Source organism: Flavobacterium sp. (assembly GCF_044341265.1).
Taxonomy (GTDB): Bacteria; Bacteroidota; Bacteroidia; order Flavobacteriales; family Flavobacteriaceae; genus Flavobacterium.
This window is the reverse complement of record NZ_JBIISA010000004.1, coordinates 65,981-78,352: the sequence shown is the minus strand read 5'-3', so window position 1 is coordinate 78,352 and position 12,372 is coordinate 65,981. Positions and strand designations below refer to the sequence as shown.

Sequence of the window (12,372 nt, the reverse complement as noted above, 5' to 3'; positions counted from 1 at the left end):
AAAAATGAAAAAAATAATCTTACTTTTATTACTATCTACTTTATTCACTTCGTGTTTAAAAGATGATTTATCCTTTGGTACAGATGGAGATACAGAAAATTTTGTAATCCTTTCTGGAGATTTAAATACTCAAACGCTTACTAAAGGTGTTCGTTATTTAATTAAAGGTCAAGTTTTTGTTAAAGACACTAAAGTTTTAACAATTCAACCAGGAACTGTTATTTTTGGTGATAAAGCAACTAAGGGAACACTTATTATTACTCCAGGAGGAAAAATCATTGCAGAAGGAACAGCAAACGAACCTATTGTATTCACTTCTTCACAAAAAGCAGAGTCTAGAGACCGTGGAGACTGGGGTGGATTAGTAATCTTAGGTAAAGCTAAAACAAATCAAACCAATCCAGCTATTGAAGGAATTAATCCTCCTGTAATATTTGGTGGAGCTGATGACGCGGACAATTCTGGTATTTTAAAATATGTAAGAATTGAATATGCAGGAATTGAATTAACACCAAACAACGAAACCAATTCTATAACTTTAGGTGGTGTTGGAAGTGGAACACAAATGGAATACTGTCAAGTATCATATGGTGGTGACGATGGTTTTGAATGGTTTGGCGGTACAGTTAACGCAAAACACTTAATTTCTCTTGGTTTGTGGGATGATGATTTTGATATTGATTTTGGTTACACTGGGAAAATTCAATTTGCACTTGCAGTTAGATATCCAACTTTTGCAGATCAATCGGGTTCAAATATTATTGAAACTGATAATGGACCAAATGACAATGTAACAACATTACTAACAGAAGGTGTTATTTCAAACTTAACAGGAATTGGTCCAAAGTTAACTAATGCTCAAGCTACCAATGCAAACTATCAACATGCTATTGACATGAGAAGAAGAACTGCATTGACTATTGCAAACTCAGTATTTGTTGGTATGCCAAGAGGTATTAGAATGAATCAACAATCTGTTTACGATAATTATAATAACGGAACAGGATTTCTTTTAAACAATGTAATGTCTGCTCCATCAACTACGTTTTCTGTTGGAACAGGTATGGTTGCTACTGCAACTAATGTACAAAATCTTTGGAATGCAAATAATACAACTGTTGCAGGAACAGATTTCGAAACTCCAACAACAGGAATTTATAATACGCTTGGACTGAATCTAAATGCTTTTTACGGAAATAATACTCAAAACTTCTACAGTTCAAACCCAACTTATCAAGTAACAAGTGGTACTTTAACTACTGGTGCTTCATTTACAAATGCAAAACTTAACAATACGTTTTTTACCACTACTACTTATAGAGGTGCATTTGGAGCAACAGACTGGACAGCAACTTGGGCTGAATTTATTCCGAATTTAAAAGCTTACTAAATTTTATTAAAATAGGTATATTTGATGAGTTTAATCACTACGATTAAACTCATCACTTTTATTATAGAACTATGAAGTACTTATTAATTTTATCTTTATTTATTTGTTTCTCTTGTTCAAAACCGAAAGATACCATTCCTCAAAACCATCTTTCGCCTGAAAAAATAGAAGATTTTAAATATAAAATAAGTCGTTATATTGAGAAATTACCTCGATTAGCAACAGAGAAAAACAAATTTGACAAACAATTTGACACAACCTATAAGCTGAGTGCAAAGAATAGTGAATTAATGCACTATTACATTGATGAAGAAAATTACATCTATTTTGCCATTAGCAAAATCGCTCCAAGTATAAAATTAAAAAAAACAACTACTGTAGGAAAATTAAAATTTGATAAAAATGATTCGATAGTATTCTATCAAGAAGCTTTTAGAACCTGGAAAATGGAACCAAAAGAATTAGAGGAAAAAACAAAATTGCTTTTTGATAAATATTTGAACAACGAAGATTTGTCTGACTATTATACTGTAAATTCTAATCCTGAATTTTTTATAGAATTTCCAGATGAAATTACCCAATTTGATACTATAAGTAGAACTTGGAAAATTAAAACTAAATAAAAAAGGCTGACTATAATAAAAATATAGTCAGCCTTTTTTTTGTTTATTACTTAAACTTAGTCTTTATCAGCAATAGTGTTTTGATTGAATTTTTTTACATCAACAATACGATTGTCAACAAAACTTACTTCGCTTACGCAAACGCTATTTGAATAATACATCCATTTTCCTGTTTTCGCTCCATTTGTATATTCAGCGGTAGCTTTTAGATTTCCATTTTCATCATAAGAAGTCCATTTTCCATCTAACTTTCCGTCTTTAAAATATCCTACTTGTTGTACAGCACCATTTTCATAATGATAAGTAGCTTTAACCAATCCATTTTCTGCTTCTAAAACTGGCTCAATTGCTTGACCAAATGATAAACCAGAAATCAAAATTACAAGTGTTAAAATAAGGTTTTTCATGATATTTGGGTTTTTGAATTAATAATTAGATAACAAATATATAACTATTTTTACAATAACCAAACTTTTTCTTAACAATTTGGTAACATTGGAAATTTAAAGTGGAAACTTTTGAAATTTATTTACTATATGTATTTACCTCAGCATTAAACAATCAATATAAAATTTGTTAAAATTGTGGTTTTTGGCATTGTATTTGAAAACTTATTTATATATTTGCTTTAACCAAGTTGAACTCATGACAAAAAACTACTTTTATATTATTCTTTTTTTCCTGATGCTAAGCACTACAAGTGTGATGGCACAAGATGGAAAACCAGCATCAAAAGTGCAAGAGAACACTATTGAAGGTCTGAGTTTTTACCCGAATCCTGCAACTGGTGGAAAGATTTACATATCTACAAAATCTAATGAAGATAAGCAAATCACCATATTTGATGTTCTTGGAAAAAAAGTACTTCAAACTACTCTATCTTCTAGAGAACTTAACATTTCTTCGCTTTCACCAGGAATTTATCTTATTAAGATAGAAGAAGGTGACGCAAGCGCTACTAGAAAATTAATTGTCAGATAGTTAAATAACACTATTGTTAACTATTTTTTTACTTTGATTATTTTTATTTAAAAAAATAGTCTTTATCTTTGTCTCCTAAAATTATATTTAAAATTATGAAAAAACTTTACACATTATTAGCAATCATTTTGATTTCTTCATTTTCACAAGCTCAAGTTGTTATAAGTCAAGCTTATGGAGGTGGTGGAAATGGTGGAGCAACTTATTCTAATGACTTTATAGAATTATTCAATAGAGGAACAGTAGCTCAAAACTTAGCAGGTTGGTCAGTACAATATGCTTCAGCAAACGGAACTACATGGACTAGAACTGAATTACCAAATTATAACCTTCAACCAGGACAATATTATTTAATACAACAAGCAGTTGGTGCAACACCTGTGTTAGCTTTACCAACCCCAGATTTAGACGCTACTACTTGTAATTGTACTTATCAAACACCTTCAACTGGAAACCCAACCGGTTTAATAGCTACTGGTATAGCTATGAGCGGAAGTAATGGTAAAGTCATTTTAGTTAACAATATAATTCTTGAATCAACTGCAAATCCGACAGGAAGCCAAATAATTGACAAAGTTGCTTATGGAGCAACATCAACATCTGGTTTTGAAGGAACTGGACCAACTGGCACAGCACTAACAAGTTCAACAGCTGTACAAAGAAACAACGCAGGTTGTACAGATACAGATAATAACGCATCTGACTTTACTACTGCAACTCCTGCTCCAAGAAACACAGCTACTGCAATAAACACTTGTAGCTTAGCAAACAGCCAAAACGCTATCGCTGGTTTATCAATTTTCCCAAATCCAGTGAGAAATGGTGTTTTCTACATCAACACTGATGCAAATGCTGAAAGAACAGTTACTGTTTTTGACGTATTAGGAAAACAAGTTTTAAACACTACAACTTCTGAATCTGCAATCAATGTAAGCAACCTTACTGCTGGTGTATACATGGTTCAAATTTCTGAAGAAGGAAATACAGCTACTAAAAAATTAGTTATCGAATAATTAGTTTTAAAATTATATTAGAAAGCTCCAATTTATGTTGGAGCTTTTTTATTTTCATTACTTTTGCAATTCTCTGTCCCGAAACTTCGGGATGTTTCAGAATTAAACAAAAAGCATTTTAACTTTGATTTCATCTCAAGATATATTTACCATTTCCAACCAAAAGCAGTTTGAAAAAATAGCTTTAAAGGTTTTTCGTTTTCAATACGAAAATAACAAGGTGTATCGCGAATTCTGTGAGTTATTGAAAGTTGAAAAAGGAAGCGTAAAATCGTTGCAACAAATTCCGTTTTTACCCATTCAGTTTTTTAAAAGTCATGATGTTTTATCTTCAAATGATGTCATTCAAGAGACTTTCACTAGTAGCGGAACCACCGGAATGATTACAAGTAAACATCTTATAACCGATGTAACTTTGTATGAAGAAAGTTATCGCAATGCTTTTTCAGAATTTTATGGAAATATAGAAGACTATGCGGTTTTAGCTTTGCTTCCATCCTATCTTGAGCGTTCTGGCTCTTCTTTAATCTATATGGTAAAAGACTTGATAGCGCTTTCAAATAATGAAAATAGCGGTTTTTATCTACACAATTACGATGAATTAATTACTAAGCTGATTGAGCTTGATGAATCCGGACAAAACGTACTTTTGATTGGTGTAACTTATGCTTTATTGGATTTAATAGAGCAACGAAAGTTTCAATTAAAAAACACCATCATCATGGAAACTGGCGGAATGAAAGGCAAACGCAAAGAAATCATCCGAGAAGAATTACATGAAATTCTTTGTAATGGTTTTGGAGTTTCCAGCATTCATTCAGAATATGGCATGACCGAATTATTATCGCAAGCCTATTCATTAGGCAACGGAATTTTTGAATGTCCAAATTGGATGACTGTTTTAATTCGTGATACCGAAGATGCTTTGTCTTATGTAGAAAGCGGTAAAACAGGCGGAATAAACGTAATCGATTTAGCCAACATCAATTCATGTTCTTTCATAGCAACACAAGATCTAGGAAAAAAATATCCCAACAATTCGTTTGAAGTATTGGGACGTTTTGATAATTCAGATATTCGAGGTTGTAATTTAATGGTGTTGTAATTTTTTTTATTTTTATGCGTTATTTAACTAACTGAAAATAAATTTATGCGCCTTCTACAATACTTACTTTTCTTCATAACTTTTACAGTTTCAAGCCAAATTGATCTAAGAATAGACTCAATAACTTCTGTTGATTCTATTCCGAATGAACGAAAATTTACAATTACTTATCATATTGAAAACCTAAGCGATAATGAGATTTCGTTTTTCTTAAACCCAAATGGATTAGTTCCTAATTCAAGAGCTTCAATGTCTAGAGATATTGTTTTTAAAGTATTTCAAAATGACGAGTTTATTGATATTGATAACATATTTGGAGATAGAAATACAAGTTCTTTTATGGAAAAAATGAAAGCTGCAAAAACTGATGAAGAGCGAAAAGCAATTATGAATGCTAGGTATAAAGAATTAAACATTGATGTGAAATCTGAAATTGAAGAAGCTAAAAACGATGAAAATTATTATTTGAAACAGCAAAGCAAAAGACTGATGTCAGATATTTTTACGATTAAACCAAAAGAAAAAATAACCTTTATAAAAATTATATTTTGGGACAAAACACGCTACTTAAAGTTTGGTGACGCAGAATATTATTTAGACGAAAAAATGCCTCATTATTTTGAACTTACTTTAAACTTAATGAAAGAACAATTTAAAGAAAAACTACTACCAGAGGATTACGAAAAGATTATGAAAAATCCTTATTTTATAAATGGTTGGATTGTTTCAAATAAAATGGAAATAAATTTTGGAGAATAAAAAAAGGAGCTCTTCAGCTCCTTTCCTATTTATATTACTTTTATCAAATAATAATTTTTCTTTCCTTTTTGAAGGACTAAAAATTTACCTTTTACCAAATCTTTTTCGGTAATGATATAATCTTCAGCGACTTTTTCTTTGTTTAAAGAAACTGCATTCTGTTTTAATTCACGTCTAGCATCACTATTGGAAGCTAAGAAACCTGTTTTTGCAGCAAGTGCAGCAATCATATCCAATCCGGCAATGATATCTTCTTTTGCAATTTCTGCATTTGGAACACCATCAAAAACTTCTACAAAAGTAGCATCATCCAATTGGGCTAAATCGTCCATAGTTGGGCTAAAAAAAGCATTCGAAGCAAAAATCGCTCTTTCCAACTCTTCTTTTCCGTGAACAAAAGTGGTTACTTCTTCTGCTAAACGTTTTTGTAAAACACGTAAATGAGGTGCTTCATGATGTTCTGCGATTAAAGCATCTACTGTATTTTTATCTAAAAATGTGAAAATCTTAATGTACTTTTCAGCATCAACGTCGGTTGTATTCAACCAAAATTGGTAAAATTTATAAACCGAAGTTTTATCGGCTGTCAACCAAACATTTCCACCTTCAGATTTACCAAATTTTGAACCATCAGCTTTGGTAATTAATGGACAAGTCATTGCATATGCTTTGGCACCTTCTCCATTCATTCTTCTCACTAATTCAGTTCCTGTAGTAATATTACCCCATTGGTCAGAACCTCCCATTTGCAACAAACAATTATGTGATTTGTACAAATGATGAAAATCGTAACCTTGAATTAATTGGTACGTAAACTCTGTAAAACTCATTCCTTCGCCAGTTTCTCCACTCAAACGTTTCTTTACAGAATCTTTTGCCATCATATAATTGACAGTGATTCGTTTTCCGACGTCACGAGCAAAATTGATAAACGAGAAGTCTTTCATCCAATCGTAGTTGTTTACTAAAATTGGAGCATTAGCTGCAGTTGAATTAAAATCTAAAAAACGAGATAAAACACCTTTTATTCCAGCAACATTTTTTTCTAAAGTAGCTTCATCAAGTAAATTTCTCTCATCAGATTTTCCTGATGGATCACCAATCATTCCAGTAGCACCGCCAACAAGAGCAATAGGTTTGTGTCCAAATTTTTCTAAATGAACCAATAAAATAATAGGCACCAAACTTCCAATATGCAACGAATCACTTGTTGGATCAAATCCAATATAGGTCGTTGTCATTTCTTTTAAAAGTTGTTCTTCTGTGCCTGGCATAATATCGTGCACCAATCCGCGCCATTGTAATTCTTCTACTAAATTCCTCATTTTATTCGATAATTTGCGCAAATATAGTTCTAAGATTTCAGATTTCAGATTTCAGATTTCAGATTTTCATAATTTGATTTAAAAAAACTTGGTGACTTTGTGTCTTCGCGGCAAAAACCTATCTTTACAAAATGATATTAGTTACTGGTGCAACAGGATTAGTCGGAGCTCATTTAGTACTTCATTTGTTAGAAAATGGTGAAGAAAATATTCGTGCCCTTTATCGAAACCAAAAAAATATAGAGAAAACAAAATCTCTTTTTGATTTGTATAAAAAAAGTGAACTATTCTCTAAAATAAACTGGACGCAAGGCGATATTCTAGATATTCCTTCACTAGAAATTGCTTTTGAAAATATTGATTATGTCTATCATTGTGCGGCATGTATTTCTTTCAACCCAGATGATGAAGATCAACTTCGAAAGGTAAATATTGAAGGAACTGCCAATATTGTAAATTTTTGTATTGACAAAAACATCAAAAAACTATGTCACGTTAGTTCAATAGCCGCTCTTGGAGATTTAGCACAGCACGAAACTAGCATTACTGAAGAAACAGAATGGAATCCAGAAGTTTTACATAGTGATTATGCTATTTCAAAATATGGTGCCGAAATGGAAGTATGGCGTGGTCAACAAGAAGGATTGAAAGTGGTAATTGTAAATCCGGGCGTTATTTTTGGACCTGGGTTTTGGCAACAAGGTAGTGGTGCTTTTTTTACTTCAATTGAAAAAGGAATTCCATTTTACACTTATGGTTCTTCTGGTTATGTTGCTGTTACAGATGTTGTGGAAATAATGCGTCGATTGATGCATTCTGAGTGTAATGGAGAACGATTTGCATTGCTGTCTGAGAACATTACTTTTAAAAATATAATCTATACTATCGCTGAAAAAATAAAGGCTAAAAAACCAAAAACAGAAGCAAAACCTTGGATGCTTAATATTGCATGGCGATTGGATTGGGTGTTGTCTTCTATTTTTAGAACCAAAAGAAAAATATCCAAACATGGCGCGCAATCTATTCTAAATAGTGATCCAATTTCAAATGAAAAAATAAAAACCTTTTTGAATTATGATTTTGAGGCTATTGACAATTACTTAGATAAAATTGTAGTTCATTATAAAAAATAATTACTTCACAATTCCTTCTTCAAGATTTTGAACTGGAATTGGAGCACCGCTTAACTTTTTATTTTCTTTATCTAAGCGTTCTTTAACTTCCTCATACATTTTTTTATACTCTTTAATATCAGAAGCATAATATTGTGTGTTTTGAGCAAATGTTAAGCTATCAACTTTGTATTTTTCTTTTAGAAATACACTTGCTTTAGGGTAATTTTGAGTAGCCGAACCTTGATTTCTAGCCGCTTCTAGAATTGCTAAGTCATAAATAATCTCTTTCATCTTATCTTTATCGATAAGATTTTTAGGCTTTTCAACTATTTCATTCTTACAGCTAAGAATTACGAATGAAATTATAAATAAAATAAATATTATTTTTTTCATTTTTTATCTATCAAACAGTAAACGTTTTCCGGCTTTAATTTCTTTGACTTTAGAATTTTCATAAACCAATTGTCCATTTACAAAAGTATGTGTAATTCTTGATTTAAAATTGGTTCCTTCAAATGGTGACCAACCGCATTTATATAGAATATTATCTTTATTTACACTCCAAGGCATCGCCGGATTAACAATTGCCAAATCGGCATAAAAACCTTCTTTTATAAAACCTCTATTTTCTATTTTGAAAATCTTAGCCGGATTGTGAGCCATCTTCTCAACGATTTTCTCCACTGAAATTTTACCTTGGTGATGCGCTTCAAACATAGCCACAACAGCATGTTGAACTAATGGTCCTCCTGATGGTGCTTTTGTGTAAACTTGTTGTTTTTCTTCTAATGTATGAGGTGCATGATCTGTTGCTATAACATCAATTCTATCGTCTAATAATGCTTTCCAAAGTCCTTCTCTATCTGCAGCGGATTTTACTGCTGGATTCCATTTGATGAAATTTCCTTTAGTAGCATAATCTTCGTCTGAAAACCATAAATGATGGATACAAACTTCAGCTGTAATTTGTTTTTCTTCTAACGGAATTTTGTTGGTAAATAAATCTAACTCTTTTGCCGTTGAAATGTGAAATACATGCAAACGTGCACCAGTTTCTTTAGCTAACTTAATTATCTTTTCAGTAGATTTATAGCACGCTTCAACACTTCTAATTTCGGGATGTAGCGCTACAGGAATATCGTCTCCATATATAGCTTTATAATGTTCTAAATTACTTTTTACAGTATTTTCATCCTCGCTATGAACAGCAATTAATAATTTTGTGCTTGAAAATATACTTTCTAAAGCTGCAGTACTATCGACCAACATATCGCCAGTTGAAGAACCAAGAAATAATTTTAACCCAGCAACATTTTTAGGATTTGTTTTAAGAATTTCTTCTAAATTATTATTGGTTCCGCCCATCATAAAAGAATAATTGGCATAAGAAGTTTGAGCTGCAATTTGATATTTATCTTCCAATAACTCTTGTGTAACTGCGTTTGGAACCGTGTTGGGTTGTTCAATAAAAGAAGTAATTCCGCCAGCAACAGCCGCACGACTCTCTGATTCTATATTACCTTTATGAGTCAAGCCTGGTTCACGAAAATGAACTTGATCATCAATAGCTCCAGGAATTAAATAATTTCCTTCGGCATCGATAACTTTACAATTGGAACTTTTGTGGCTTATGCTTTCGGCAATTTCTTTTATAAATTCGCCTTCAATAAGAACATCGCCTTCAAAAATTTTGCCCTCATTTACAATCCTTGCATTTTTAATTAAAACGGTATTCATATATTTTCTATAATCTATTAAATAATTTTTTTATTCTAAGAGACAAAACACCAAAAATGGCTTCTTTAATAATAGAACCACTCATTTTAGATTGTCCTTTGGTTCTATCGGTAAAAATTACTGGCACTTCTTGAATGTTGAAATTTTTAGAAAATGCTCTATATTTCATTTCAATTTGAAAAGCATATCCAATGAATTTAATTTTGTCAAGATTAATTGCTTCTAAAACTTCTCTGCTATAGCAAATGAATCCTGCTGTGGCATCCATAATTTTCATTCCGGTAATCATTCTCACATAAACTGAAGCAAAATAAGATAGTAAAACTCTACTTAAAGGCCAGTTTACAACATTCACTCCTGTAACATATCTTGAACCAATGGCCAAATCGGCACCACCAAAATGACAAGCATCATACAATCGCTCTAAATCATGAGGATTATGTGAAAAATCGGCATCCATTTCAAAAATAAATTCATAATCATGAGCTAGTGCCCATTTGAATCCATGAACGTAAGCAGTTCCTAATCCTGCTTTTTTAGTTCTTACTTCAAGAAAAAGTTGATTTGGAAATTCTTTTTGAAGTTCTCTAACTTTATCTGCTGTTTTATCTGGCGAATTATCATCTACAATAAGAACATGAAAAGGTTTATGTAAAGAAAATACAGCTCTCACTATACTTTCAATATTTTCAATCTCGTTATAAGTTGGAATAATTACAATGCCGCAATTCATGTTTATCGATAAAAGTTTGTGCAAAAATACTCATTTTATTACTTCATAATCTTAATAATATTATAATACTAATCAACAAATAAAATTTAGTAATTTTGCGGTTCATGATAGCATTAGAATTACATCCACGAATTATAGAAAACAAAGATTGGGCAACAATTATTTTTGTGCTTTCCTTATTTCTAATTGTTTTAGCAAAATCAGTCTTTGAAACGAGATTTAACGATTATATTCGATTAATAGTATCAGATAAATATACTAAAATATATCGAGAAAGCAGTCATTTAATGAGCGGATTTAATGTAATTCTATTTATAGTAAATATAATTTCACTCTCGTTTTTTATTCAATTAGTTTTAGTACACTACAATTATGGCATTAAAACCGATTGGATTCTTTTTACAAGAATTTTTACCTTATTGACAGTTTTTATACTTTCAAAATTTCTCGTAGAGAAGATTATTGCAGCAACATTTGGCATTGAAGAAATCATCGAGCAGTTTAATTTACAGAAAGTTACCTTCAGAACCTACATTGGATTACTACTATTACCGGTTTCAATTATCCTGTTTTATGGTAATTATTCAACGAATTCTTTAATTATTACCGTAATTAGTATATTATTAATAATAAATTTAGTGACTTATCTTATTTCTTTGAAAAATTATCAAAATTTAGTATTCGGTAAGTTGTTTTATTTTATTTTGTATCTTTGCGCACTTGAAATAGCTCCATATTATTTCATATTTTATTTGATTACAAAAAATTAGAGTTTAAACATGGCAAATTTGAAAGTAAGAACGATTTTGGTTTCGCAACCAGAGCCAAAAGTAGAAAATTCGCCTTATTTTGATTTACAACAAAAGCATAAGGTAAAGATAGATTTTCGTTCTTTTATTCACGTAGAAGGCGTAAGCGCGAAAGATGTTAGAGCTCAAAAAATTGACCTTAACAATTTTACTGCAATCATATTAACAAGCAGAAATGCAGTAGACCACTTTTTTAGAGTGGCTGAGGAAATGCGTTATAAAGTTCCAGAAGATTTAAGATATTTTTGTCAATCAGAAGCTATTGCTTTTTATCTACAGAAATATGTTGTTTATAGAAAACGTAAAATTTATGTTGGTCAAAAAGATTTTGCAGACATGAGTTCACTTTTCAAAAAATATAAAGATGAAAAGTTTTTACTTCCTGCTTCAGATCAATTAAATGCTGACGCGCCTGTGACATTAAACAACCTAAAAATCAATTGGACGCAAGCTGTTTTTTATAAAACGGTAATGAGTGATTTATCTGATTTAGCTGATGTTTATTATGATGTTTTGGCGTTTTTCAGTCCAACTGGAATTAAATCATTATTTAAAAACTTCCCAGATTTTAAACAAAATGACACGAGAATAGCTGTTTTTGGAAGCACTACTCAAAAAGAAGCTTTAGAACATGGTTTAAGAATTGATATTCTTGCTCCAACACCAGAAACACCTTCTATGACAATGGCTCTTGAGCGCTATGTTGCAGAAGCTAACAAAGGAAAATAAAATTTTATTTATAGTTATCAAAAAAGCCCAACATCACTGTTGGGCTTTTTCTT

At 31.3% G+C, this 12,372-nt stretch carries 14 protein-coding genes; 9 read left to right on the top strand and 5 right to left on the bottom strand.

The genetic code is table 11. The annotated features are described in order from the left end of the window. Nucleotides 1-4: 4 nt before the first annotated feature. Together ACIQ06_RS02925 and ACIQ06_RS02920 are read left to right on the top strand one after the other, a co-directional pair. Nucleotides 5-1,390 (top strand): hypothetical protein, encoded by a 1,386-nt coding sequence (locus ACIQ06_RS02925; protein WP_396143799.1) that lies wholly within the window; start codon nt 5-7, stop codon nt 1,388-1,390. 71 nt (nt 1,391-1,461) lie between these two features. After that, nucleotides 1,462-2,013 carry a hypothetical protein gene (locus ACIQ06_RS02920; RefSeq protein ID WP_396143798.1) on the top strand — a complete coding sequence of 184 codons (552 nt, stop codon included), beginning with the start codon at nt 1,462-1,464 and terminating at the stop codon, nt 2,011-2,013. 56 nt (nt 2,014-2,069) lie between these two features. Here the strand turns inward: ACIQ06_RS02920 and ACIQ06_RS02915 are convergent, their stop codons facing one another. Further along, the gene (locus tag ACIQ06_RS02915) at nt 2,070-2,420 is read right to left on the bottom strand and encodes a toxin-antitoxin system YwqK family antitoxin (RefSeq protein WP_396143797.1); all 351 of its coding nucleotides are present in this window, start codon (nt 2,418-2,420) and stop codon (nt 2,070-2,072) included. A gap of 238 nt (nt 2,421-2,658) precedes the next feature. On the opposite strand from ACIQ06_RS02915, the gene ACIQ06_RS02910 reads away from it, so the two are divergent. The 4 genes from ACIQ06_RS02910 to ACIQ06_RS02895 all read left to right on the top strand — a co-directional run bounded on the left by ACIQ06_RS02910 (nt 2,659) and on the right by ACIQ06_RS02895 (nt 5,871). Continuing rightward, nucleotides 2,659-2,994, top strand: coding sequence for a T9SS type A sorting domain-containing protein (locus tag ACIQ06_RS02910; RefSeq protein WP_298304857.1), 336 nt, complete (start codon nt 2,659-2,661; stop codon nt 2,992-2,994). A 95-nt stretch (nt 2,995-3,089) separates the two neighbouring features. After that, the gene (locus ACIQ06_RS02905) at nt 3,090-4,007 is read left to right on the top strand and encodes a T9SS type A sorting domain-containing protein (protein WP_396143796.1); all 918 of its coding nucleotides are present in this window, start codon (nt 3,090-3,092) and stop codon (nt 4,005-4,007) included. A 124-nt stretch (nt 4,008-4,131) separates the two neighbouring features. Then, a complete protein-coding gene (locus ACIQ06_RS02900; RefSeq protein WP_396143795.1) occupies nt 4,132-5,112 on the top strand; it encodes an acyl transferase in 981 nt (326 codons plus the stop codon). A gap of 45 nt (nt 5,113-5,157) precedes the next feature. Then, nucleotides 5,158-5,871: a hypothetical protein gene (locus tag ACIQ06_RS02895; protein ID WP_396143794.1), complete on the top strand. Its 714-nt coding sequence runs from the start codon at nt 5,158-5,160 to the stop codon at nt 5,869-5,871. Between the two features lie 29 nt (nt 5,872-5,900). Here ACIQ06_RS02895 and tyrS read toward each other — a convergent pair whose 3' ends face one another. Continuing rightward, nucleotides 5,901-7,196 (bottom strand): tyrosine--tRNA ligase, encoded by a 1,296-nt coding sequence (tyrS, locus tag ACIQ06_RS02890; protein ID WP_345091863.1) that lies wholly within the window; start codon nt 7,194-7,196, stop codon nt 5,901-5,903. 131 nt (nt 7,197-7,327) lie between these two features. Here tyrS and ACIQ06_RS02885 point away from each other — a divergent pair, with 131 nt between their 5' ends. After that, nucleotides 7,328-8,329: an NAD-dependent epimerase/dehydratase family protein gene (locus ACIQ06_RS02885; protein ID WP_396143793.1), complete on the top strand. Its 1,002-nt coding sequence runs from the start codon at nt 7,328-7,330 to the stop codon at nt 8,327-8,329. Here the strand turns inward: ACIQ06_RS02885 and ACIQ06_RS02880 are convergent, their stop codons facing one another. Genes ACIQ06_RS02880 through ACIQ06_RS02870 form a run of 3 tightly spaced genes read right to left on the bottom strand, consistent with a single transcriptional unit; the run spans nt 8,330 to nt 10,781 of the window. Next, entirely contained in the window at nt 8,330-8,704 is a 375-nt protein-coding gene (locus ACIQ06_RS02880; protein WP_396143792.1) for a DUF4296 domain-containing protein, read from the bottom strand. It lies immediately after the preceding gene. Nucleotides 8,705-8,707: 3 nt separating this feature from the next. Further along, the gene (locus tag ACIQ06_RS02875; RefSeq protein ID WP_396143791.1) at nt 8,708-10,048 is read right to left on the bottom strand and encodes a dihydroorotase; all 1,341 of its coding nucleotides are present in this window, start codon (nt 10,046-10,048) and stop codon (nt 8,708-8,710) included. Between the two features lie 7 nt (nt 10,049-10,055). Continuing rightward, complete coding sequence (locus ACIQ06_RS02870; RefSeq protein ID WP_396143790.1) at nt 10,056-10,781, bottom strand: polyprenol monophosphomannose synthase; 726 nt, start codon at nt 10,779-10,781, stop codon at nt 10,056-10,058. A gap of 104 nt (nt 10,782-10,885) precedes the next feature. On the opposite strand from ACIQ06_RS02870, the gene ACIQ06_RS02865 reads away from it, so the two are divergent. Next, nucleotides 10,886-11,551, top strand: coding sequence for a DUF4271 domain-containing protein (locus ACIQ06_RS02865; protein ID WP_344816991.1), 666 nt, complete (start codon nt 10,886-10,888; stop codon nt 11,549-11,551). Between the two features lie 18 nt (nt 11,552-11,569). Continuing rightward, entirely contained in the window at nt 11,570-12,319 is a 750-nt protein-coding gene (locus tag ACIQ06_RS02860) for a uroporphyrinogen-III synthase (RefSeq protein WP_345092103.1), read from the top strand. The last annotated feature ends 53 nt before the right edge of the window (nt 12,320-12,372 follow it).

What these genes read in the sequence shown, in the direction of transcription:
- ACIQ06_RS02925 (WP_396143799.1), top strand. Translation starts at nt 5, where the DNA reads ATGAAAAAAATAATCTTACTTTTATTACTATCTACTTTATTCACTTCG.
- ACIQ06_RS02920 (WP_396143798.1), top strand. Translation starts at nt 1,462, where the DNA reads ATGAAGTACTTATTAATTTTATCTTTATTTATTTGTTTCTCTTGTTCA.
- ACIQ06_RS02915 (WP_396143797.1), bottom strand. Translation starts at nt 2,420, where the DNA reads ATGAAAAACCTTATTTTAACACTTGTAATTTTGATTTCTGGTTTATCA.
- ACIQ06_RS02910 (WP_298304857.1), top strand. Translation starts at nt 2,659, where the DNA reads ATGACAAAAAACTACTTTTATATTATTCTTTTTTTCCTGATGCTAAGC.
- ACIQ06_RS02905 (WP_396143796.1), top strand. Translation starts at nt 3,090, where the DNA reads ATGAAAAAACTTTACACATTATTAGCAATCATTTTGATTTCTTCATTT.
- ACIQ06_RS02895 (WP_396143794.1), top strand. Translation starts at nt 5,158, where the DNA reads ATGCGCCTTCTACAATACTTACTTTTCTTCATAACTTTTACAGTTTCA.
- tyrS (WP_345091863.1), bottom strand. Translation starts at nt 7,196, where the DNA reads ATGAGGAATTTAGTAGAAGAATTACAATGGCGCGGATTGGTGCACGAT.
- ACIQ06_RS02885 (WP_396143793.1), top strand. Translation starts at nt 7,328, where the DNA reads ATGATATTAGTTACTGGTGCAACAGGATTAGTCGGAGCTCATTTAGTA.
- ACIQ06_RS02880 (WP_396143792.1), bottom strand. Translation starts at nt 8,704, where the DNA reads ATGAAAAAAATAATATTTATTTTATTTATAATTTCATTCGTAATTCTT.
- ACIQ06_RS02875 (WP_396143791.1), bottom strand. Translation starts at nt 10,048, where the DNA reads ATGAATACCGTTTTAATTAAAAATGCAAGGATTGTAAATGAGGGCAAA.
- ACIQ06_RS02870 (WP_396143790.1), bottom strand. Translation starts at nt 10,781, where the DNA reads ATGAATTGCGGCATTGTAATTATTCCAACTTATAACGAGATTGAAAAT.
- ACIQ06_RS02865 (WP_344816991.1), top strand. Translation starts at nt 10,886, where the DNA reads ATGATAGCATTAGAATTACATCCACGAATTATAGAAAACAAAGATTGG.